The organism is Vibrio sp. JCM 18905, assembly GCF_055393305.1.
Map to the genome: position 1 here is coordinate 601865 of NZ_AP043879.1, position 24100 is coordinate 625964.

General features: G+C 44.3%; 17 protein-coding genes, 1 other RNA gene and 1 pseudogene. 8 read left to right on the forward strand and 11 right to left on the reverse strand.

Annotated elements, in window-relative coordinates; all coding sequences use genetic code 11:
* Positions 1-359 precede the first annotated feature (359 nt).
* The 3 genes from ACZ5ZC_RS10985 (at position 360) to ACZ5ZC_RS10995 (ending at position 4572) form a co-directional block, all read left to right on the forward strand.
* Positions 360-1883 carry a Na+/H+ antiporter NhaC family protein gene (locus ACZ5ZC_RS10985; RefSeq protein ID WP_085343028.1) on the forward strand — a complete coding sequence of 508 codons (1524 nt, stop codon included), beginning with the start codon at positions 360-362 and terminating at the stop codon, positions 1881-1883.
* A gap of 212 nt (positions 1884-2095) precedes the next feature.
* Positions 2096-3799 carry a chitinase gene (locus tag ACZ5ZC_RS10990; RefSeq protein WP_046874333.1) on the forward strand — a complete coding sequence of 568 codons (1704 nt, stop codon included), beginning with the start codon at positions 2096-2098 and terminating at the stop codon, positions 3797-3799.
* Between the two features lie 182 nt (positions 3800-3981).
* The gene (locus tag ACZ5ZC_RS10995; protein WP_005391518.1) at positions 3982-4572 is read left to right on the forward strand and encodes an acetate uptake transporter; all 591 of its coding nucleotides are present in this window, start codon (positions 3982-3984) and stop codon (positions 4570-4572) included.
* 99 nt (positions 4573-4671) lie between these two features.
* On the opposite strand, the gene ACZ5ZC_RS11000 is transcribed toward ACZ5ZC_RS10995, so the two are convergent.
* Both ACZ5ZC_RS11000 and ACZ5ZC_RS11005 read right to left on the reverse strand, forming a co-directional pair.
* Positions 4672-6219 (reverse strand): alanine/glycine:cation symporter family protein, encoded by a 1548-nt coding sequence (locus ACZ5ZC_RS11000; RefSeq protein ID WP_395208460.1) that lies wholly within the window; start codon positions 6217-6219, stop codon positions 4672-4674.
* A 307-nt stretch (positions 6220-6526) separates the two neighbouring features.
* Positions 6527-7783 carry a D-amino acid dehydrogenase gene (locus ACZ5ZC_RS11005; protein ID WP_104971314.1) on the reverse strand — a complete coding sequence of 419 codons (1257 nt, stop codon included), beginning with the start codon at positions 7781-7783 and terminating at the stop codon, positions 6527-6529.
* Between the two features lie 106 nt (positions 7784-7889).
* On the opposite strand from ACZ5ZC_RS11005, the gene ACZ5ZC_RS11010 reads away from it, so the two are divergent.
* Positions 7890-8807, forward strand: a complete 918-nt coding sequence (locus ACZ5ZC_RS11010; RefSeq protein ID WP_065646315.1) for a LysR substrate-binding domain-containing protein — start codon at positions 7890-7892, stop codon at positions 8805-8807.
* A gap of 63 nt (positions 8808-8870) precedes the next feature.
* Here the strand turns inward: ACZ5ZC_RS11010 and ACZ5ZC_RS11015 are convergent, their stop codons facing one another.
* Positions 8871-10610, reverse strand: a complete 1740-nt coding sequence (locus ACZ5ZC_RS11015; RefSeq protein ID WP_464931919.1) for an amidohydrolase — start codon at positions 10608-10610, stop codon at positions 8871-8873.
* Positions 10611-10899: 289 nt separating this feature from the next.
* Between ACZ5ZC_RS11015 and ACZ5ZC_RS11020 the strand changes: the two genes are divergently transcribed.
* The 3 genes from ACZ5ZC_RS11020 to ACZ5ZC_RS11030 all read left to right on the forward strand — a co-directional run bounded on the left by ACZ5ZC_RS11020 (position 10900) and on the right by ACZ5ZC_RS11030 (position 14538).
* The gene (locus ACZ5ZC_RS11020; RefSeq protein ID WP_005391505.1) at positions 10900-12168 is read left to right on the forward strand and encodes an O-acetylhomoserine aminocarboxypropyltransferase/cysteine synthase family protein; all 1269 of its coding nucleotides are present in this window, start codon (positions 10900-10902) and stop codon (positions 12166-12168) included.
* Between the two features lie 208 nt (positions 12169-12376).
* On the forward strand, positions 12377-13708 hold the full coding sequence (locus ACZ5ZC_RS11025) for an aspartate aminotransferase family protein (protein WP_464931920.1): 1332 nt from the start codon (positions 12377-12379) through the stop codon (positions 13706-13708).
* The gene (locus tag ACZ5ZC_RS11030) at positions 13699-14538 is read left to right on the forward strand and encodes a beta-keto acid cleavage family enzyme (protein WP_054867879.1); all 840 of its coding nucleotides are present in this window, start codon (positions 13699-13701) and stop codon (positions 14536-14538) included. Before ACZ5ZC_RS11025 ends, ACZ5ZC_RS11030 begins: the two co-directional genes overlap by 10 nt.
* A gap of 75 nt (positions 14539-14613) precedes the next feature.
* Here ACZ5ZC_RS11030 and ACZ5ZC_RS11035 read toward each other — a convergent pair whose 3' ends face one another.
* From ACZ5ZC_RS11035 to ACZ5ZC_RS11050, 4 genes and pseudogenes are all read right to left on the reverse strand, one after another.
* Entirely contained in the window at positions 14614-15981 is a 1368-nt protein-coding gene (locus ACZ5ZC_RS11035; protein ID WP_464932134.1) for a Na+/H+ antiporter NhaC family protein, read from the reverse strand.
* 180 nt (positions 15982-16161) lie between these two features.
* Positions 16162-16749: a DedA family protein gene (locus ACZ5ZC_RS11040; RefSeq protein WP_005391489.1), complete on the reverse strand. Its 588-nt coding sequence runs from the start codon at positions 16747-16749 to the stop codon at positions 16162-16164.
* Between the two features lie 204 nt (positions 16750-16953).
* Positions 16954-18489 carry a bifunctional GNAT family N-acetyltransferase/carbon-nitrogen hydrolase family protein gene (locus ACZ5ZC_RS11045; RefSeq protein ID WP_005391488.1) on the reverse strand — a complete coding sequence of 512 codons (1536 nt, stop codon included), beginning with the start codon at positions 18487-18489 and terminating at the stop codon, positions 16954-16956.
* A gap of 120 nt (positions 18490-18609) precedes the next feature.
* Positions 18610-19492 (reverse strand): annotated as a pseudogene (locus ACZ5ZC_RS11050) (LysR family transcriptional regulator).
* A 424-nt stretch (positions 19493-19916) separates the two neighbouring features.
* Between ACZ5ZC_RS11050 and ACZ5ZC_RS11055 the strand changes: the two are divergent.
* Positions 19917-20480 (forward strand): porin family protein, encoded by a 564-nt coding sequence (locus ACZ5ZC_RS11055; RefSeq protein WP_005391484.1) that lies wholly within the window; start codon positions 19917-19919, stop codon positions 20478-20480.
* A 120-nt stretch (positions 20481-20600) separates the two neighbouring features.
* On the opposite strand, the gene ACZ5ZC_RS11060 is transcribed toward ACZ5ZC_RS11055, so the two are convergent.
* From ACZ5ZC_RS11060 to smpB, 4 genes are all read right to left on the reverse strand, one after another.
* Positions 20601-21740 carry a lipase family protein gene (locus ACZ5ZC_RS11060; protein ID WP_005391480.1) on the reverse strand — a complete coding sequence of 380 codons (1140 nt, stop codon included), beginning with the start codon at positions 21738-21740 and terminating at the stop codon, positions 20601-20603.
* Positions 21741-21743: 3 nt separating this feature from the next.
* Complete coding sequence (locus ACZ5ZC_RS11065; RefSeq protein WP_268979780.1) at positions 21744-22295, reverse strand: DUF6795 domain-containing protein; 552 nt, start codon at positions 22293-22295, stop codon at positions 21744-21746.
* 810 nt (positions 22296-23105) lie between these two features.
* Positions 23106-23473: a transfer-messenger RNA gene (gene ssrA, locus ACZ5ZC_RS11070) on the reverse strand.
* A 66-nt stretch (positions 23474-23539) separates the two neighbouring features.
* Positions 23540-24025, reverse strand: coding sequence for an SsrA-binding protein SmpB (gene smpB, locus ACZ5ZC_RS11075; protein ID WP_005391476.1), 486 nt, complete (start codon positions 24023-24025; stop codon positions 23540-23542).
* Positions 24026-24100 lie beyond the last annotated feature (75 nt).

Consider the following 24100-nt stretch of genomic DNA (forward strand, 5'->3'; position numbering starts at 1 on the left):
TGGTTGTGAGTAGTTAGGACCTACGGAACAAGCTACTATGGTATAAGTTTGGAATGTTATGAAATACGTCGACAATCAGCAAAAAATTAAAAAAATTCTGCGCATGGTATAGATGATGGTATTGAGATAAAGTACCTTTCTAACTAGCTGTTATATAGATGCATTTTCTTCTCGTTGATGTTCGAGTGGGAATAATTTTCCTCTAGACTGTTGAGTTTATAAGAACCAGCCTCCGGGCTGGTTTTTTTGTGCTTCAAATTTGTGAATAGGGGACTCAATTTTTTACAGGAGATATATACATGCGGTAAAATTAAATATATATTCATTTTAATTGTTTGAATATTATAAATGGTATTGCTATGGAACAGGCTGACGTTACCTCTCTCATTCCCATCCTTATTACTCTTTTCCTCGCGCTGACCACAAGAAATGTCGTTGTTGGTTTATTCGCCGGTGTGGTGAGTGGTGTCGCTATGCTTGAAGGGACATTTGTCGAAAAAGGGCCACTAGACTCGTTTAGTGCATTGATGAAAAGCTATCTACTGCCGCAATTAACTGACAGCTACAATGCGGGCGTCATTTTGCTCTTGGTCTTTATTGGTGGCTTTGTTGCCTTGATGGAGAAATCTGGCGGTGGTGTGGCGTTTGCTAAAAAGGTCACTCAATGGGTGGCGAGTAAGTGCCAAGCTCAACTGTCCGCATGGTTCGGTGGTGTTGTTATTTTCTTCTCAGACCTTGGTACACCACTGATTGTTGGCCCTGTTTTTCGCCCTTTATTTGATAAGTTAAAAGTATCACGCCAAAAATTAGCTTTTATTATCGATTCCACATCCTCTCCCGTCGCAATCTTGATCCCTTTTATCGGGTGGGGCGTTTACATCATGGGTTTGATTCAAAAGGAGTTTACGGCTCTAAATGTCACGATGAGTGATTGGGATGCTTTCATTGGTGCCATTCCGTACCAGTTTTACGCCTTTCTAGCGATTGCGATTGTACCGATTGTCTCTTTCTTCAAGTTGGACTTCGGCCCGATGGCGAAGGCCGAACGGTTAGCTGAACAAGGTTCCGACTTTGGAAAAGTTCAGGAATCGATGAATGTATTTACGCATAAAAATGCAAAATCCAGTTTTGTCTGGGCGCCTTTGCTCGTTATGCTGGTGGTCCTATGTACCATCCTCGTACCACACGGTTTTCCTTTTCAAAAAGTGGCGGGCTCAACGTTTAGGGCTGCACTTTCTTCGGCATATTTCTTCGCAGCCTTTACTTTAATTGCGCTGATGGCGTTTTATGGCGTAAGAAAACTCTCTGATGGCATTCAGGTTTACCTAAAAGGGATGTCGAACATGATGTCTGTAGCCGTGATTTTGGTATTGGCTTGGGCACTTAGCTCGGTTGGGAAAGAATTAGGTGCAGCTGCATACATTGCTGAACAAGCTCAAGCCGGTTTCCCGTATTGGCTATTGCCAGCAGTCGCCTTTTTGCTTGCAGGTATTATCTCGTTCGCTACGGGATCATCTTGGGGGACATTCGCCATCATGATGCCATTGGTGATCCCAACGGCCGTCGCGATTGATGCTCCTTTGTTAGTTTGTATTGGTGCCGTGTTATCTGGTGGCCTGTTTGGCGATCACTGCTCGCCAATCTCTGAAACGACGATTTTGTCGTCAACAGGAGCTGGGTGTGAGCAGTATGAGCACTTCCGAACTCAGTTACCTTACGCATTACTCAATGGAATGATTGCATTAGGGTGTTTCCTTTTAGCTGGAATCAACGCCTCGCCAGTGATTGTGCTTGCCGCCATTGTTGCCCAGTGTGTGGTTTATTTTGTGTTGTCTAAACAAAAATCAACCGCGAAGCTAGACGTGGTTTCGGCAGAACAATAAAGATAGAAATATCATAAAGCGGAGGCTCATTGGGCCTCCGCTTTTCTTTTGAGTCAAGGTAACATTTTTCTTGTGACAAAATGTGTGCGAGGACTTATTTATTCATTTTGTCTCGCAGAATCAACGCACTTAGCTCGGTGTTTTGTATATATGATCCACTATATGTCTAGTTATTCCTTGTATATTGTATTGTTGAAACCCGGAGACTAGACATGTTTGCACTCAAACATCTTCCTCTTGCATTGAGTTGTGTCCTAGCTGCACAAGCGAATGCGAGTATGAATATCCAGCCCGATCCGCAGAATCCAAACGGCTATGTCATTGCTCGTGGTGACGTTCAAGCCGTAGAGCAAAGCAAAACCTCTGACCCTATGTATGCCATTTGGTCACAAGCATTAGAGACGCGCCCGAACTCAGTGGTGGAGGCGATTGTTCCTGGAGCGGCAACCAATCCAGAAAACGTGAAGCGTGTAGAGCGTGTGTTCCCTGAAAGTGAGTGGGACTTCCTGACTCAAATGGCGGCACCTGAATACACTTACACGCGTTTCCTACGTGCAATTGGTAAGTTCCCTGCATTCTGTGGTGAGTACACGGATGGTCGAGATTCGGATGCGATTTGTAAAAAATCGATCGTGACGGCCTTTGCTCACTTTGCGCAGGAAACTGGTGGTCATATTTCGATTGATAACGTATCAGATAACCCTCTTGGATTGGAAGAGTGGCAGCAAGCTTTGGTTCATGTGCGTGAAATGGGCTGGTCAGAAGGTCAAGAAGGTTACACGACAGGTTGTGGTCAGAATGACTGGCAAAACAAGCGTTGGCCATGTGAACCAGGACAAGGTTACTTTGGACGTGGTGCTAAACAGCTTTCTTACCATTTTAACTATGGCGCGTTCTCTGAAGTGATGTTTGATGGTGATGCATCTGTATTGCTAAAAAATCCAGGCTTGGTTGCGGATTCATGGTTGAACTTAGCATCGGCTATCTGGTTCTTCCTAACTCCACAAGCACCGAAACCTGCAATGCTACATGTGATTGACCGTACTTGGGTGCCTTCACAGCGTGAGCTTGATGCTGGTATTGGTTACGGCTTTGGTACCACCATCAACGTGATCAATGGTGGTATTGAGTGTGGTGAGCAAAACAAGGATAAAGGTCAACCTGTTAACCGTATTCGTTATTGGGAAGGTCTTGCCGCCCATTATCAAATTCCAATTGAAGCTGATGAAACAAACACTTGTTGGCAGCAGACGCCTTACGGCAGTCTGAACCTAAATGGTGCGACAGACGTGCTTTACACCAACTGGGATGGTAACTGGAAATACTACTCAGATCGCCCTGGAGGCCATTCGTTTGAATGTGAGTTGGTTGGTTTCCAAACGGCTTACTCTGCGCTAGTTGCGGGTGATTACGAGAAGTGCGTAACTAACTTTTACCAATCTCATGCGGGTTGGCCTGAAGTTCGTGTGGTTGACAAGTTAGATCCTGTAGATCCGGTCGATCCGCCTGTAGGTGGCGTGGCAGCTTGGGATGCAAGCAAAGTGTACAACACTGGTGATCAAGTCTCTTACCAAGGTGCTGTTTACGAAGCGAAATGGTGGTCACAAGGTAATGAGCCAACGAAAGGCGACCCGTGGAAGCTGGTCTCAGGCACTCCGACAGAGCCGCCTACAACGGAACCTGAACCACCAGTGACTGAGCCAGAGCCGCCCGTCACAGAACCGGAGCCACCAGTAACCGAGCCAGAACCACCAGTGACAGGTAATTTTATTCAGTGGGAGCCGGGCGTAACGCAAGTCGCTAACGGCGATAAAGTGACGTACCAAAACAAATGCTTTGTCGCAAAAAACGGCCCTGGAGTGTGGGAAAGCCCAACGCAAAGTAACTGGTTCTGGGACGAGATCTCTTGCCTGTAGTTGATTGAAAAGTAGTCTAACCATCTATAAAGACTCTGCTTTTTAGCGGGGTCTTTTTTTATTTGAGCGGTTGCTTATTTATGGAATCTAAGTTTTCAATAACAGTTTTTCTCTTTTGTTCTGGGGCCCATTAAAATTCGCGCGCATTTTTTATCAACATTTTTGAAAAAAGGTATTTGTACATGTCGACAAAACTGGCTAACCCAGCACCGCTAGGTCTAATGGGTTTCGGTATGACCACTATTCTGCTCAATATTCATAACGCAGGATTTTTCCCAATTGACTCTATGATTCTAGCGATGGGCATCTTTTACGGTGGCCTTAGCCAAGTAATCGTTGGCATCATGTGCTTTAAACGCGGCGACACGTTCGGCACAACTGCGTTTACTTCTTACGGTCTATTTTGGCTAACACTAGTAGGCTTGATCGTAATGCCTCACATGGGTCTTCCTGCAAGCCCAGCAAGCTTTATGGGTTGGTACCTAGCGCTTTGGGGCATCTTCACTGGTTTCATGTTCATTGGTTCTCTATGCTACCCAACAGCGAAGCAAGTGGTATTTGGTTCTCTAACTATCTTGTTCTTCCTACTCGCAGCTCGTGACTTTACTGGTAGTGAAGTGATCGGTGCTATCGCTGGTTTCGAAGGTATCTTCTGTGGTGCAAGCGCGATTTACTTCGCAATGGCACAAGTACTAAACAACGAATTTGGTCGTGAAGTTCTACCTGTAGGTAAAGCAAAAATCGCTCGTAAAGTTGAAGCTGTCGCTGCTTAATCCTTTACACATAATGCAGAAAAGGGGATTAACCAATGGTTAATCCCCTTTTTTATGCCCTTAAACGGACCACTGCTTTTTCTTGTTTATGCGTTAAGGCTATGTTGATGGTTGTTCAACAGTTTCTGTAGTACTGTTGTCTGCCGTTGGTGCCTTACCCGTTTTACGCTTGTACTTATCTTCCCAGTAATCTGCGCCTTTAATGCCTAGCGCTACAGGGTTGAATGTAAAGTCGGTCACACCACGTTTTTGTTGTTCTTCGTAATCGTTCAATGCTTTGAGAGCTGGTTTCGACATAAAGAAGATGATCAAAATACCGACGATGTTAAGCCATGCCATTAGACCTACACCTACATCACCCATCGCCCAGGCTAAGTTGGCGGTTTTCACGGTTCCGTAGAACACGGATGAAATAATGATGACTTTCAGAATAAACATCAGCCCATTTACTTTGAATGTACGACGAATGTAAGCAATGTTCGTTTCTGCAATGTAGTAGTAAGCCAGAATGGTCGTAAACGCAAAGAAGAAGAGTGCGATTGCGATGAATGGCTTACCCACACCAGGTAGCGCACTTTCGATCGCCATTTGCGTAAATACAGGACCATTCGCACCAATATCAGCCGGTAGGTTTTGAATTAGGAACGTACCTTCAACTGCACCATTTACGTTGTACGCGCCAGTGATAAGAATCATAAACGCGGTTGCTGAACACACAAGTAGTGTATCGATGTAAATAGAGAAAGATTGAACAAGACCTTGCTGAGCTGGGTGATCAACACTCGCTGCAGCTGCAGCGTGAGGACCAGTACCTTGACCTGCTTCGTTGGAGTAAACGCCACGTTTTACACCCCAACCGATTGCCGCACCAACACCTGCCATTGGTGTGAACGCGTCACCAATGATCATGCCGAAAATGCGTGGAACCTCACCAATGTTTAGAAGGATGATGACAAATGCAGTGATGATGTAAGCCAGCGCCATAAATGGCACAACGACTTGGGTAAAGTTCGCAATACGTTTTACGCCACCGAAGATGATGAAGGCCAGAATGACACAGACAACCGTACCAGTGAAAATTTTAGCAAAACTGAAGGTACCAATAGCGGTTTCAATCATGTCACCTGAGCCAAATGCTGCTTCTACTGCGTTACCGATGCTGTTCGATTGAACGCCAGGAAGTAGAACACCACATGCAAAGATGGTCGCGATAGCGAAGATCCAAGCGTACCATTTTTGTCCCATTGCTTTTTCAATGTAGTAAGCAGGACCACCACGGAATTCACCTTCGTCTTCTTCTTTATAGATTTGCGCAAGTGTCGACTCTGCGTATGCGGTTGCAGCGCCAAAGAAGGCAACGACCCACATCCAGAATACGGCGCCTGGTCCACCGAAACCGATAGCGGCAGCAACACCAGCAATGTTACCTGTACCTACACGGCCAGATAGTGAAACGGCAAGTGCCTGAAATGACGATATCCCTTTTGTTGAACTCTTCCCTGAAAGTAATAAGCGCCACATCTCAAAGAAGTGACGAATTTGTACAAAACGCGTCATGATTGAATAGAACAAACCTGCGCCAAGGCACAGATAGATCAGTACCGGGCTCCAAATAATTCCATTCAGAAAATCAACTAATGACTGCATGAGTATTTTCCCTGTTAGTTGTGTTTGTGGTTGTTTTTCACACAATACATTACCCTTTATGTAATGCAAATGTTAACTTTTTTGGCTATAAATCCTTTGTAGCGTGATGGTGAACACAGAATGGAGAGTGATTGTTAAAATTTAGTTCTTGTTGCTTATTTACTCCTTTGAGGTAGAAGATTTGTCTGATGATTAAATATGCAGCACATTGTCATTAAAATGTGCTGCATATTTGATGAGTTAAAAATGCTAAATATTATGCATTTTGTAGAGTAAAGGCCTGTTTGTTTTTTATGCAGATATGTCCTTATGCATAACGGCAAAGGTTAAGCTCTGTGTCATCCATCACTTTCGCTTTTTCACCAGTCATAATGCTCGCTAGTAATTGACCAGAACCACAAGCCATAGTCCAACCCAGAGTGCCGTGTCCGGTGTTAGTAAAAAGGTTATCGTATTTAGTTGCGCCAATAATCGGTGTGCCATCAGGCGTCATTGGTCTAAAGCCACTCCAAAACTCGGCTTGGCTAAAGTCGCCGCAGCGAGGGAAAAGATCACGGATGACCATTTCGATGGTGTTTTTTCGTTTTTGCGGAAGGGAGGCATCAAACCCTGCTAATTCTGCGGTGCCCGCTACGCGAATTCTGTCATCAAACCGAGTCATGGCGACTTTATAGGTTTCATCCATCACAGTAGAGCGAGGAGAGAAGTGCTCATCTTCCATTGGGATGGTGAGCGAATAGCCTTTTACTGGATAGACAGGAATCTCAATGTCGATTTGCTTGAGTAGCGCTGTAGAATAGCTGCCAGAGGCAACCACATATTGGTCCGCTTTAAACTGTCCTCGATTCGTTTGGACACCTATGATCTTTTTGCCTACTGTAACCCAATTGCTTACTTCGGTGTCGAACTCGAACCTCACGCCATGGGCCTTAGCGAGTTCTGTTAGTTGTTGGCAAAACTGATAGCAATCGCCTGTTTCGTCATCTGGCAGGTGCAAGCCACCAACCAGTTTATCTTTCACAAGATCCAGTCCAGGTTCTTGTTCAATGCAGCGTTCTACGTCCATCAACTCAAACCGAGTCCCGCTTTGCTCTAGAAGCTGCATATCCTTTTCAATGGCTTGCAGCTGTTGAGGCGTTCGAAATACTTGCAAGGTGCCGAACTGGCGACCTTGATATTCAATGGCATGTTCTTGACGTAATTGTTCCAGACACATACGACTGTGGTTAGCTATCGAAAGCATGCGAGCTTTGTTGACTTGGTAGCGAGACAGGGTGCAGTTGGCCACCATCTTACTTGCCCAACTGATCATATCGGCATTGAGGGTTGGTTTGATTTTGAGTGGAGCATGCTCTTCCATTAACCACTTTATGGCTTTAACAGGAACACCAGGCGCAGCCCAAGGCGAAGAATAGCCGTACGAGATCTGCCCAGCATTGGCGAAACTTGTTTCCATTGCACTGCTTGGTTGACGGTCAATAACAGTAACTTGATAGCCTGCTTGAGATAAATACCAAGCAGAGGTTAAGCCGATGACGCCGCTGCCTAATACGATGACTTCCATTGATGTACTCCACACATTTATCTGAGTGGTTAGTTTCTTTTCTTTACCTTTTGTTAACAATCGATATAAATTACATACAGCGTTTAGAAAAACTATAGGCTCAAGGATGAGAAGTAATTTAATAAGTGGCTTGTGTCTGTTTAGCCAAGTCGCGGAACACAGCAGCTTTACTGGCGCGGCTAAGTTTTTGCACCTCACTACGGGAGCCGTGAGCCAACAAATTATTCATTTGGAAGAGTTATTAGGTTTTACTTTATTTGAACGCCATTCCCGCGGTATTCGTTTAACCGCTAAAGGCACTCAGTTACACCAAGCAACGCAGTTTCACTTTTCTGAGCTGAGCAAACTGCTTGATGAGCTCAAAGTAGAAAAGCACACCAATGAGATCCGCTTAAAATTAACGCCTTCTTTTGCTTTTAAATGGTTAGTCCCAAAGCTGGAAAGTTTTCATCACGAGAACCCGGATATCCAAGTGCAAATCTTCGCGGAAGGGGCGTTAGTGAATAGTGAGATAAAAGATTATGACGTCGCGATAGACTATGGTCTTCATCCTTACCGAAATGCTAACGCGGAGTTGATTTTGGATGAGCAACTGCTGCCCGTAATGAGTCCGAAGTACCTTGAGGATCATGGTTGGCTAAAAGTGCCTTTTGATGAACAAGAATCCTCAATGTCAGTGAAGAAATGGCAGGAGGCGACGCTACTACACGATGCGATGCCATGGGAAAAAGCGACGCGTGACTATGAGTGGCTATATTGGGCGTCAGCAATGGGATTAGACTTTAAAACCGATGTTGGACACTTTTTTAATCGAACGGATATGGCGATGTCTGCAGCGGAAGCAGGAGTTGGGATTGCGATGGCACGAATGGCACTGATTGAGGATGAATTGACGACAGAGCGTTTAGTTTCTCCCTTTCAGCCGGTTCCAGCCAATGCAGGGTACTACTTGATCATGAACACACGAAGCCAGTCCACAAACAAGTTTCGTACTTGGTTATTACAGCAAGTGGCGAACAAATAGATAAAGTGCTTGGTGAGTCAGATAGAAAACACCGCCTCGATAACGGCGGTGTTTTATTTTGGATTACTGTCGTTGATAAACCGATTCGCCTCGGCTGATGGTTTCTTCCACGTTTAGGTCTTTTAGCGCCTTAGGTTCAATCTTCATCGGGTTGTTATCGAGGATGATTAAATCCGCATTCTTACCCACCTCGATAGAACCTTTATACGACTCCTCAAAGTGTTGGTAAGCCGGCCAAATCGTCATGGCTTGCAGTGCGGTATACGTGTCAACGCGCTGATCTGGCCCCAGTACTTTATCGGTTCTGGTGGTGCGATTGACGGTCGCATCCAATACTCGGAATGAACTTGGCAGCGCCACAGGTGCGTCATGGTGTGTACTGAATTTTAACCCCGCCTTTCTCACCGCTTGGGTTGGTGAAATGAAATCGGCACGAGGATGGCCGAGTACCGAGTCCACATGCCAGTCACCCCAATAGAAAGTATGCATTGGGAATAGAGAAGGGAAGATGCCTTGCGCAGCTAAGCGATCCACTTGGTCTTGGAGCATGGTTTGGCCGTGAATGAGTACAGGTCGGCGGTCTTGCTTTCCTAGCTTTTCATTTGCTTTGGTTACCGCATTGATAAATTGCTCGATCGCAGCGTCACCATTGGCATGCGTCAGCACTTGCCATTCATTTTTAAAGGCCGTTTCTACGTAATCGTAAGCTTGTTGATCTTCAAAGGTTGGGTAGCCAGCGTAGTCTTTATCTTGTCCATGTGGAGGGTGGAAGTAAGGCTGACTTAGCCATGCCGTTTTACCTTGTGGAGAGCCATCAAAGTTCAGCTTTACGCCACCGATGCGGAAATGGTTTGTGTACTCTGGCGTGTTGTATTCCGAGTCCATAAAATCGCTGCTCGATACCATATCGGCGTACGCAACCAAGTCGATCATCAACTTGTCGTTTTTCGACGCGCGTTTCATCGCTTCATAACCTTCTGATGTTGCTCGTCCTTCTTGAGCCGTGGTATAGCCATATTTCGCGTACATACCTTGCGAGGCTTCTAACATGCGATCTTGAAGTTCTGAATCAATCAACTTATTGAGGTTGAACAGCATTGCAAAGTGCGCGTTTTCTTCTAGGACCCCATTTGGTTCTTGGCTGTTTTCCATTCGGCGGATAATGCCACCTTTTGGATCTTCCGATTCTGATGTGATGCCTGCTAGCTCTAACGCTTTACTGTTTGCGACACTCAAATGCCCCGAAGTATGGATGATTAATACAGGCTTATCTGTGCTGACTTTATCGAGATCCGCTTTGGTAGGGTAGTAATCCAGTTGGGCGTCGTCGTAACCAAAACCTAAAATCCAACCCGTTTTCTCAATGAATAGGCGTTGCGTATCATTGTTCGCGGCATTTTTTAGAGTTTCGATGATTTTCGCCACGGTATCGGCTTCGCCATCAGGAGATGGCAGCACGTTTGCGACCATGGCTTGTAGACCAACGCCATACACATGACTGTGTGGATCAACAAAGCCAGGTAACATAGTTTTGCCTTTTAAGTCGACCAACTGTGTTTTACCGAACTTGTGCTCCATCGCTCCATCTTTGCTGCCGACATAAATGATTTTCTCGCCTAATGTTGCGACGGCTTCGGCGTACTCTGGCTTATCGCTAGCCATGGTTAGGATATCGCCACCATAATAAATTTTGTCTGCGGCAGTTACTTTGAGTGGCTCGGCGACGGCTTCTTTCGCTTCTTCAGAAAAACACCCCGTTAAAGCAAGCCCAGAGAGGGCAATAGGGATCCAGTTTTTGTTCATCGGTCATCTCCATACAGAGTAAGTTTTTTGCCTATTGCTCCCATCTCAATGAGTTTGAGAACTCAATAGGTCAAATTCACTTTAGTTCATATTGAAGGAGGATTATCAACAAGATTAAAGACTTTCAATCAAGCGCAAGTTATACCTATCGATGAATATCAAAAATGTTACCTTTTCCCATTTCATAAACGTTTCTGGACTTGGGCAATGTGACCCATAACGAGGTTCTGTGGTTAAAAAGTCGGCATGATAAGTCCACGATTTATCTCGATGACGCTCAAGGAAGAACATGAAAGACGAAACGCTATCCATCCATTTTGGTTACGAAACTGACCCTACCACTAAATCTGTCGCGACACCGATTTATCAAACGGTCGCGTACGAGTTTGATAACGCGCAGCACGGCGCTGATCTGTTTAACTTGGAAGTACCGGGGAATATCTACACTCGCATCATGAATCCGACTAACGATGTTCTGGAAAAACGCATGGCGGCGTTAGAAGGCGGCATTGCCGGGTTGGTCGTGAGTGCGGGGAGTGCAGCGATTAACTATGCGATTCTGACCTTAGCGCAAGCGGGCGATAACATCGTTTCTACGCCGCAACTTTATGGCGGTACTTACACCTTGTTTGCGCACATGCTGCCAAATCAAGGTATTCAGGTGAAGTTTGCTAAAGATGACAAGCCAGAAAGCTTGGCCGAGTTAATTGATGAAAATACCAAAGCGGTGTACTGCGAGAGCATTGGTAACCCAGCCGGTAATATCATTGATTTAGAACGCGTAGCGGAGCTTGCTCACGCACAAGGCGTACCTGTGATTGTGGATAACACCGTCGCGACACCAGTACTGTGCAAACCCATCGAATTCGGTGCGGATATCGTCGTTCACTCCCTCACTAAGTACGTTGGTGGACACGGCACCACATTAGGTGGCGTGATTGTGGATTCCGGTAAATTCCCTTGGGCGCAGCACAAAGACCGCTTTCCAGTGTTCAACCAACCAGAACCTTCTTACCACGGCGTGGTGTATACCGAAGCGTTTGGTGAGGCGGCATTTATCGGGCGCGCGCGTACCGTACCATTGCGTAATACCGGATCGGCATTATCACCGATGAATGCATTTATGCTTATGCAAGGGCTAGAAACGTTACCGCTGCGTATGGAGCGCCATACCGAGAACACTCTCAAAGTGGCTGAGTTCTTGGAACAGAATGACAAAGTCAGCTGGGTGAGTTATGCCGGATTGCCAAGTTCTGAGCACTTCCATCTCGCCGAAAAATACATGAAAGGTAAGCCTTCTGCGATTTTGTCGTTTGGTTTAAAAGACGGTTATGACGCAGGTGTGCGTTTTTATGACGCTCTGAAAATCTTTAAGCGTTTGGTGAATATTGGCGATGCAAAATCACTGGCTTGCCATCCCGCCTCGACGACCCATCGTCAGTTGAGCGAAGCAGAACAAAAACAAGCTGGTGTATCACCAGAGATGATTCGTTTGTCTGTGGGTATTGAACACATTGACGATATTCTAGCCGATTTAGAGCAGGCGCTAAACGCGTAAGACGATTCTGTTTTTAGCTTTTGGTTACCTATAGGCCAGCCTTTAAAAAAGCTGGCCCGTTTTTGTTTTATTGTTTAAATATCAAAAGCTTTAGTGCTTTTGGGTTGTGGTATTCCAAAAGCTCATAGAGGATGAGATTTATTCCCTTGTCACGTTTGGGGTTGTTCCTGATGATGTGTGCAAATATTACACATTGGAAGGGACTCAAATGTCTTACGTATTTCACCGTCATTGCCATGCCACGCTACCAATCATCGATAAAGGTGAGGGTGTTTATCTATTCGATAAACAAGGGAAACAGTATCTCGATGCTTGTGGCGGCGCTGCGGTATCAAACCTTGGCCACAGTCATCAAGCCGTTAAAAAAGCCATGTTGGAACAGCTCGAGCGAGTGCCGTTTGCTCATACTGGATTTTTTACTAGTGACAGCGGTGAGCGACTAGCGGAATTGATTTGTCAGTACATGCCTGAGCAGTTCAACCATGTGTATTTAGTCAGTGGCGGGTCAGAAGCGGTGGAGTCGGCACTAAAAATGGCGCGGCAGCATTTTGTGGAATCAGGTAAGCCAGAGAAGAAGCAATTCATCGCGCGTCAGCAAAGTTATCACGGCAATACGTTGGGAGCTCTAGCGGTCGGTGGTAATGAATGGCGACGTGAACCGTTCAAACCCATCTTGCATCCGAGCCATCACATTGCCCCTTGCTATGCTTATCGGTATCAGCAGACTCATGAGTCGGAATTGGATTACTCATTACGAACGGCGAATGAACTTGAGGCAAAAATTCTTGAGTTGGGGGCTGAGAATGTCATGGCTTTTGTCGCCGAGCCTATTGTGGGAGCCACCGCTGGAGCTGTACCTGCGACTCAAGGTTACTTTAAACGTATTCGCGAAATATGCGACCAATACGATGTGTTATTGATCTTGGATGAAGTCATGTGTGGCGTTGGGCGCAGTGGCAGTTTTTTTGCGTTTGAGCAAGAAGAGGCAGAGCCCGATCTGGTTTGCATGGCTAAAGGGCTTGGTGCGGGTTATCAACCTATTGGCGCGGTGGTTGCGAATGATCGAGTCTATCAAGCTATTGCTGATGGAAGTGGTTTTTTCCAACACGGTCATACTTTTATGGCGCACCCTGTGGCGTGCGCTGCCGCCGTGGCAACCATTGAAACCATCTTCCAAGATGATTTATTAGCAGCGGTGAATCAGCAAAGTGTTTTGCTGCGTAAAGAGCTTACTTCTGCATTGGCCCATTTACCATACATTGGCGACATTCGTGGTAAAGGTTTGTTTTTGGGCATTGAGTTGGTGGCGGATAAAGAAAGCAAGGCGCCTCTGAGTAAAGCCACATTGGCAGACAAACGCATCAAACAGCGAGCAATGGAAAATGGCTTAATGTGCTATCCAATGGGCGGAACGATTGATGGCGTTAATGGGCACCATATTTTGCTCGCACCGCCATTCATTATTCAGTCTCATCATATTGATGAACTAGTCGGTAAACTCTCACTGACGTTAAAAGAGGTGGCGGAGACATGGAAGTAGCAAACCAATATTTGCGAGAACCTATCGCTATTATCGTGGCTCCAAACGGCGCAAGAAAAACCAAGCACGATCACGTCAACTTACCCATGACAACAGACGAACTGGTTGCAGAGGCTATCGCTTGTCAAACAGCAGGGGCTGCCATGATCCATTTGCATGCTAGGGACGCTAACGGACGTCATTCACTAGACATCGACGACAACATGGCAATTTACCATGCCGTGAAAGAAGCGGTGGGAGAAACCATGATGGTTCAGCTCACCACAGAGGCGGTGGGTTTATATTCTCCGCCACAACAGCGGGCGTTAGTTAAAGCTGTGAAACCAGAAGCGGCTTCTTTCGCATTGAGGGAATTAATCCCCGATCGAGCAAGTGAGAAAGAAGGGCATGCCTTTTTCCATTGGTTGGCAGAGAACAGCATCGTGAGCCAAATTATTCTCTACGATGCAACCGACATTGAACGTTATCTTCAACTGCGTGATGCGGGCGTGTTACCTAAAACGCATCAACATGCATTAGTGGTGTTAGGGCGTTATCACCAAGCTCAGCAGCCTTCACCATGGGATTTACGAGGCTTGAATTTGGCGCGTTTTGTCGAGGAAGAAATTCGATGTGCCATTTGTGCTTTTGGCGCGCGAGAGCAAGACTGTTTAGCGAGTGCGATGTTACTTGGATTCGATGTGAGAGTTGGGTTTGAAAATAACCACTTCGATGTGGCAGGCGAATTAGCAATCAGCAACGCGGCTCAGGTGGAAGCTCTACGCGATGTGGCGCATCGCTTCGCGATTCCTTTATACAGTGCGCAAAGTTTGCGTTCAGTTTTAAAGTGAATCTGTTTGAAGCCAGGAAAATAAAGAAGAACGGAAAGCAAAAAGGCTCCATCGGAGCCTTTTCGGTATTTGTCGTTAGTTTTCGGTTTGCACTGCGGGTTGGCGAGCTGGGTGTTTGATAAACACCGCCACAATAGCTGCAATTGCCAGCGCGAAACAGTAGTAAGAGTTGGCAACCACTTCTAATGGAGAAAGGTTAAATACTGAGCCTAGCAACAATACTTGCGCGCCGTAAGGCAAAATGCCTTGTACCACGCACGAGAAAATATCCAACAAGCTTGCTGAGCGACGAGGAGAGACATTGTTCTCTTCCGCCAACTGGCGCGCCACGCTACCCGATACGATGATGGCGACCGTATTATTTGCCGTGCAACCATTCACCATAGAAACCAAACCCGCGATACCTAGCTCACTTGCGCGGCTGTTCGCGTGTTTTGAATGGCTAGAGCCAAACGCGTGGATCATGCTGCTCACTAAGTTGGTTAGGAAAGCAAGACCGCCTTGACGACGCATCAATTCACTCAAACCACCAATTAGCATGGACAACAAGAAGATCTCTTGCATGTTACCAAAGCCTTTGTAAACGTCTTGGGCTAGATTAGTTAGTCCGTAATTGTCAATCGATGCCAAGCTCACGCCGCCAGCCAAAAGGATACCAATCGACAGAACCACAAACACATTCACACCAGATACCGCTAGGATCAAAATAGTGATGTACGGCAAGACCTTTAGCCACTCAATATCGCCAGTTGCAGGCACTTGAGTCGCTGTACTGTTGAAAGCGAACACTGCAATCGCGATCAACGCCGCAGGTAAAGCAATACGAATGTTCTCTTTAAACTTGTCTTTCATCTCACAACCTTGAGAGCGTGTCGCCGCGATGGTGGTGTCAGAGATGATAGAAAGGTTGTCACCAAACATAGCGCCGCTCAGCACAACGCCTGCGGTTAACGGTAAGCTCATTCCTGCTGATTCAGCAATCCCCAACGCTACGGGGGCAACGGCTGCGATGGTACCCATCGAAGTGCCCATCGCTGTTGCGATAAAAGCAGAAATCAGAAAAATGCCCGGCAAAATCATGCTGGTTGGAATTGCGGATAAACCAAGGTTCACCGTTGCATCAACACCGCCAGAGGCTTTTGCTACCGCAGCAAAAGCACCAGCAAGCAGATAGATCATACACATTGCGATGATGTCTGGGTGGCCAACACCACGCATGAAGTGTTCGATTGAGCGGTTAAGTTTCTCTTTACTTAAAAGAAACGCAATGATGATGGCTGGTAATACCGCGATGGGTGCAGGCAGCTGGTAGAAGGCAAATTCAACGCCTTGCAAAGATAAGTAAGTGCCTACGCCAATAAACAGCGCAAGGAATACAATCAATGGGATCAGTGCGACCGCAGAAGGTGCAACTGTTTTAGTTGTTTGTTGGGAACCGGACATGTAAACGACAATGTTAATAATAAGAGAGAAGAGCAGACTAATATCACATTTACGCATTGTCAACGTCTAGACGTCTAAATGGCTGTTTAAATTTTGCACGTAAAGAAAAAGATAAAAGCTCGTATTACGTATCTCACTGATACCACGAGCTTTAGTTATGCACTAATGAAGGGACTGTCGTTATTGCATTGATTTGGCTTTTTTGCGTTTAACAATACCTAAAACCATCCACGTAAATAAGACAGCAGCAAATGCCCATACCAGGTATTTGTATTCGGTGTACAGGTTGCTCAACACGCTTAAATGTTCAAATGCAAAGTGAGTTAACAAGCTGAATACCAATACCCAAACCGTCGCCGCGAGGGCGTTACCGAGCAAAAACTCTCTACGTGGCATTTTCGCGATACCGCATGCAAGAGGCATAAATTGCTTCATTCCTTCAATAAAGCGACTGACGACCAAGCACGTAGGGCCGTATTTCTGGATAGTCAGTTGAAGTGTTTGCATCTTCGGGCCAGAGATATAGCCTTTTTTATCCAACCAGCCTTCAAAGTAATAACCGATTAGGTAACCACAGGTATTCCCAAAAAAGCAGCTTAGCCACGATACCATCATAACCATACTTAGGTTCATGACTTGTTCTGAAGAGAGCAAAGATGCCGCGATCATCAGCGATTGACCAGGCATCGGTACACCTATCCCTTCTAGAAATATACTGACAATCAGCGCCAAGTAGCCGTATTGCTCGAGCAAAGGCTTCATTGACATGAGAAGTTCGTTAATGTGTTCCAAAAGCTTTCCCCTAATAAAAGCGGAACGAAGTTGGAGTGATACTCCGAATGTCCTACTGGGTCAATTCTTGTTTCTCACCGCTGAGAAAAACTGACATGCCTCTGATTATTGTGCGGAATCAATCTGCTGCTTGTTTTATTCGCCGCCACGCTCCCGTGTGGCGGCGAATAAGGCACACCATTATGACTCTTTAGCTTTAGTAAATGCGCCATACAAATCAAGGCGTCGGTGCCGTAAGTTGGTTACTGAACCCTCGGTATTAAGTTGCTTCAACTTAGTCAAATCAACATCGGCGAAGATCATCATTTCGGTGTTGGCGCTTGCTTCTGTCAAGGTCGCATCGTGCGGGAAGTAGATATCCGACGGTGAGAATACGGCAGATTGTGCGTACTGGATGTCCACGTTATCAACACGAGGTAAGTTACCAACACTACCACCAATTGCAACATAGCATTCGTTTTCAATGGCACGCGATTGGGAACAAATTCGTACTCGTTGATAGCCATTTTTTGTGTCCGTCCAGAAAGGAACGAATACAATTTGTGCGCCTTGTTCTGCTAACATTCTTCCCAATTCAGGGAATTCGCTGTCATAACAAATCAGTATGCCGACTTTGCCCGCATCGGTTTCGAACACTTGAACATTGTCACCACCGTCAATCACCCAGTCTCTTTGTTCATGAGGCGTGATGTGGATTTTATATTGAGCGTTAATTTCACCATCTCGTTGCAGCAAGTAGGCCACATTATACAGTTTGCCATCTTCGATAACGGGCATACTGCCTGCAATAATGTTGATGTTGTAGGTGACCGCCATCTGCGAGAAACGGTTTTTGATCTCTTCTGTAAAGCTAGCCAAAAAGCGGATTGCTTCAACGGAATTTTTGTCGTTTTGCAAGCCCATCAGCGGTGCGTTAAAGAACTCAGGGAATAGGGCGAAATCGGCTTTATAGTTCGCAAGAGAAGAGATGAAGAACTCAGCCTGATCGAGCAAATCCTCCAGGTCATTCATCGCGCGCATTTGCCACTGTACGACACCAATCCGAATCAGTGTCTTTTCTACATCGTGTACGGATTGAATATCCTCTTCGTAGAAAAAGTTATCCCACTCCAGCAGTGTCGCGTAACCTTTAGAAGCACTGTCCTCTGGCAAGTAGCCGCGCATGATACGTTTTACATCGAAGTCGTTAGCAAGCTGAAAAGACAAAATAGGGTCATGAAGCTCACGGCGTTTTACTTTGTCGATGTACTCTGCAACGCTCAGTTCATCTGCGTATTGGTGGTAATTAGGAATGCGACCACCGGCTAAAATGGCTTTGAAGTTCTTACTACGGCAAAGCTCTTTACGTGCATCATATAAACGTCGACCTAAACGTAGCCCTCGATAGTCTGGGTGGACAAATACATCGAGACCATACATTGCATCACCGGTTACTTGATTCTGTATGACGTTGTTTTCGGTAATGATGTCGGTATACAAGTGAGGAAGAGAAAAGCGGTTGTAGTCCACTTTAATGGTTAATGCTGCACCGACTATTTTGCCGTTATCTTCAATACAGATTTGGCCATCAGGAAACTGATGAATGAGATCCATAATCGTCAGCCGTGGCCATGAGCCGCCAACATCAGGAAACACTAAGTCCATTAGTTCTGCAAGCTCAGGGTAATCCGTTGGCTCAATGGTACGTAATGAGAGTTTGGGCGAATTGCTGTCCATATCTTTCAATCCATTTATCCTTTTGAAACAGTGTTAATGAGAATGCCACAATTTGGAGCAGACAGATACTGAAGTCTTTGAGTTGTTTTGGGTTACCAAAAGCATTTCAAGAAAACAATATTAGCTTAGTTTGCTCTTCAACCATTCGTAAAACGCCGCCACTTTCTTAGCCGATAGGCGATAATTCGGGATCATCACGTAATAACCATAACCACTCTGTAAAGATAGGTTAAGAATACGTTGGATATCCCCTCTTAAAATAGAATTCTGCGCCATAAAATCAGGAAGTAAGGCGAGTCCTTTTCCCATTTTGACGGCTTCGTAAGCTAGGTAAAAATGTTCAAAGCCTACAGAGTGATAGGTAACGATTGATTCTACTGCATGTGCAGCCTTAAATTGCTCCCACAACTGAGGACGAGTGATTTGAGTTATCAACGGATAGTCGCTAACAGCTTGCACACTCTTGAGTGCAGGAGTATTAGTGCAACCGACCAATAGCAGTATTTCTTCGCATAGTAAGTGGCTGTATTCATAATGTGTGGACAATGGAAGACAACGAATATGCAAGTCGCTTTCACCGCTTGAACTTTTGACGTTCCCATCTCCGGTACAGATTCTTACACGGATATTGGGATGTCGCTGGTGGAAGTCATCAATATGAGGCACCAGCCAAAGGCTAGCGAAAGAAGGAGTAACATCCACGGTGAGCAATTCTTGCTTTGAATCTGATTGGATTAAGTTGGCGGTTGCATTCTGAATAAGTTCTAGTGCTTCTGTGACTTGCGGTAGGTAGCGTTTTCCTTCCTCAGTTAACTCAATACCATTCGAGTCTCTTTGTATTAAAGGTAAACCCACTAGTTGTTCAAGCGCGGCGATTTGTTTGCTTACTGCGCTTTGGTGTAATGCATAGGGCATCCGCCGCTTTAGAGAAGCTGAGGTAATTTGCAACCGCGACAAACGTCCTTAATGCTCGGATAGAAGGGTACTCACTGCCTTTTAACATACTTCAGTCCCATGGAGATAGCCTCTTCACAGAGTAGGAGATTTACCTATTGAAGCAAAGAGAGAAAAAGCCGATGTGTGATTACCTTCCTTACTCGTTCATAAAGAATCCAGACCAAAAATTAAGAATCCTAAATATAATGGGTGTGTAAATAATTGATGATTGGGGTTTGTTTATTGATTTCTCCTATCTTTTGAAAAAACTACAAATAAAATAGAATGTTTTACATCATTAGTATTTACACAAATCTAATATTGTTTTCTCAAGGTAAATAAAACAGTATAACTTTTAGTTTTGTTGTTCTAATTTCAAAATAATGTCAATTTTTTATAAAGTAGAAAGTGTTTTTTATTAAATTAAAATTGGCATTGCATTTGCTTTGTATAATTCGAACTTTCAATGGCACTTATATTAGGAGAACGAAATGAAAAGCAATGTTGTTACTTTGATTGGCCTTTTTTCTTTAGCAACGTTTAGTACTTTATCTCACGCAGCGGACTCCAAAGATCATGGTGTTTATGTCGGCGCCAATTATGGTTACTTAAAAGTTGATGGACAAGATGACTTTGATGATGACAGTGATGCTATTCAAGGTTTGGTTGGTTACCGTTTTAACCCTTACTTAGCGTTAGAGGGCGGTTACATTGATTTTGGTAGCTATGGTAATAACTTAGCAAATGCCGAAACGGACGGTTACACCGCAGCACTAAAAGTTACAGCCCCTATTGCTGATCGTGTCGATCTTTACGCAAAAGGCGGTCAAATGTGGTACTCGACGGATTACAACGTTGCGGGCTTCCAAGGCAACAAAGATGACGAAGGTGTATTCGCTGGTGCCGGTGTTGGTTTTAAAGTTACTGATAACTTCTTAGTTAACGCAGAATATATGTGGTACGACGTAGAACTGAATGCAGAGAACGTAGCGAATGGTGCAAACACAAAAACTGATTTTAACCAAGCATCGCTAGGTGTGGAATATAGATTTTAATATTGTTAACAACTCTAAGCCCTAATAAAAAGCGAAGCCTAAATAGCTTCGCTTTTTTGAGCTCAATCTAGTTGAGGCTAATAGAGCTGTTTTTAGAATAATTGTTAGTATCTTTTACTGTCACTCTACTATATTTAGAGCATTTCTAACATGACTGTCTAACCTTCTTACTAGTCTCGAAAAACAAAGTTTTATCACTCTATAAGTAATACTCGATAGGTCGATCGCTGCGCTACCTGACATGACATTCATGTGACCTAAAATACCGCGGACGTGTTCTGTATACTCGTTTTTTAGTTTTGAAATGTACGCCATAGCTTTAGCTAGTTGATCCCAAGCAGTAAGGCCTACGGTTGCTATTTGTTGTATTATATGACCCAGACCTGAAATTCTTAGTAAGGTCAAAATTGAAGAGACTATTTTACTTACCCAACCATCAGTCATTCGAGCATTATATCTATTGTTGAAGTCAAGAAATACGTTGCGTTCTAGGTAAGTTTGAGATTTGGGTTGTAGTGCCGACCACTCATTACTTGTAGCGGTATTGACATAACCCGGAACAGATTTTTTTCCTAGTCCATGAGCGCAGAAGTAGATGCCAGAACTTCCATCTAGCCGATACTCAATACCACCGTGAGTAAATGGCCAAAGAGGAGACATCGGAACTGGATCTGCACCATGAGTGCAGCGATATGAAGAATCTAACTCCCTTCTTGCGTATGGTTTAAAGCCAACTTTTGGTGCGCCAAAAGTATATAGGTGTACGCTATAGCCGTACTGACTCTTCACCCAATCTGCCGCTAATGAAGCAAGAGCACCACCTAAACTATGACCTACACAGTGTACTGCCTTCGGTGCTTTCATGTTCTTTTTCGAATAACCAGCGATGTATGCTGCAAGTTGTGGCTTTATCGTATTGAAGAGATTTACAAAACCTGCATGTACCCTGTAACCGGATGAGGTACCTGATATCCCAATGTTTCCATCGGTCATAATGTCGCCGATGTTTGCTTGAGTGCCTCGGAAGGAAAATACTAAAGTATCGGCAAACTCGCCCTTACCTCGACCTATCGCTACAAAATCTGATGTCATTCCACCAAATCCCATAAAGCCACTTGTCGTTCCTTTTTTGACATCATTCCTTAGATCAAATGTAAAAAACTTTGCTATATAACCACTAACGTTACGAACATTAGTTGCGAATACAGAATAAGGGATTTCTGCGATTCTAGATGATAGCTTTGGTGAGAGTGATTGCATTCTTTAATTTCCATATAAGTCAGAGTCAATATATCCAAATAAATCACATTGACTATTTACGTAGTAGTCATCGTTTTCGTCATCATCAATTGAAAAAGCAAAGTACTTAAGAGGGTTTGCTGCATCACAGACTAGATTAGCCATATTGTTTTTTACGTAATCCTCTATTTCATAGCCATCGAACGAACCTTCCCAAATAATAACGCTTTCATCAATATCTAGTTCTGTGGTTAAAACAATAGTTACATAATGTTCAATAAGCGGGATCTTAACGCTCTCTTTGTCCTCATACACAGGAGAAAATTCAAACCGACCACTGCTGTCAGTAAATGTTGATAAGTCTATTGATTTTCCTGAAGCGCTTAAACCAATACTAAGACTAACCTTTTGGTTATTAATCGGCTTCCCTTTTTTTGTTAGCACACCATTGATTTGTGGTGTGTATTGGTTAACTTTATCGCTATTCAATATACTCTCTCCAAAACTCATATTAATGCTCAACAATATGATTGTAATAAATCCAACTAAGTAATTTCTCACATCGACTTTTTTCATTTAAAAATCTATAAACATATATGTATTGTGTGTTTTTACAATATTTAATGTTAACTATGTGATTCGTACTGCATTGTCCTTGTAACTTGTGAATTTGAAAATTACATTTTTAGATTTATGTTTATCTACTTGACCGCTTTTTATTAGCATTAATAAAGTTTAAATCTGGAACACTCAGTCTGCGCTAATCTTAGGTAGTTATATTGTATTGGATTTTTGAGGCTTTCATCAGGTAATGTGGAAGCAAAATAAACGAGAGCTATCGAATGGTAAAGAGCTCTATAAATACTAGGTTTAAGACAATGAAATCGTATTAAAAATAGTTAATTAGTCGCTTGGTCAAGAGGTGTTTTTATTAATTTACATCGTAATGCTAGATTGAATTGATAATTTATATTTCCACCAATTGTGATAACCAAGAACAAAAGAAAAGGCTTATTGAGTATCTTTTGATGGTTAGTGATAAACCCAAATTGTTCAACTTTAACCCATCATAATTCTATAACTTAGATTTAGCGCTCGTAGTTGTTGATACCCCAAAAGACTTAGAGCACTTTAAATCGAAGAGCATATAGTACACACTTTTTGTCCTTGAGTGAGTTCTTCTGAACTTCCATGTGTTTTTGGTGGTGTATTTATGAGCGTATCGTCTGTTACTTAATACTCAACGAGTTTTTAAATCGGCGTACGTTCAGAGTTATGCTAGTGAAAAGTTATCAGGTAGCATGAGTGCGTGAGAAAAGAAGACAATGTGGATAGTGGGTTGTTGATACAAAAAAGGCCACCCGAAGGTGGCCTTTTCCAAACGTTTGGTGGAGCTGGCGGGAGTTGAACCCGCGTCCGAAAACCGTTCATCATTGGTACTACATGCTTAGTCGATCTTTAATTTCGCCACCCACCTGCGAACCGACACGCTAATGAATGACTAGCCTGAATTAAAATTCGCCGTTCATCTCTCAGGCGGGAGAATCCGGGCTAGCGCGTTTGGGTTTGATCCCTCGTTATTCCCCGTCTTACGTGCGGAAGCTAGGGCGAGAGAGCTCTGAGCAGGTTATTAAGCTGCTAGTGCGTAGTTTTCGTCGTTTGCGACTATTTTTTTGCGGTTTGTTAACGAGGCCTACCGCACCTCGGCATGCACCTCAGACTTCTGAATTCCCGTCGAATCCTAAATCAGCCCCAGGTAATATTCGCATAGTAACAGAAAAGCATTGGCTGTCCAGTACTATGCGTTTAAGTGGTCAAGATTAACGCAGTGTACTCTTCATTACGCGTGCTTTCTCTCTTGCCCAGTCTTTTTCTTTTAAATCCGTACGTTTATCGTGCAGCTTTTTACCTTTTGCTACGCCAATTTTTAGTTTCACCCAAGAGCGAGACCAGTACAGAGAGAGCGCCGTTAATGTCATACCTTCACGGTTCACTCGTCCGAATAGGTTGTCTAGTTCACGACGACTCATTAGTAGTTTACGCACACGTGTGGGGTTCGCCACTACGTGTGTCGATGCCTGATTTAAAGGAGTGATTGTCATGCCACTCACAAAGGCTTCACCGTCACGCATAAATACGTAACTTTCAGAAATATTGGCTTTACCTTGGCGAAGGGCTTTCACTTCCCAACCTTGGAGCTCCAAGCCAGCTTCGATTTCATCATCGATGAAATACTCGTGGCGAGCTTTTTTATTCAGCGCGATAGTATTGCTACCCGCTTTTTGTTTCGTTTTTTTCTTTGCCATAATAGCGACATTATACGGGTTGGATATCGGATAGGAAATCCTTTTATTTGCGCAATCGTGGAATAAAAGTAAAAT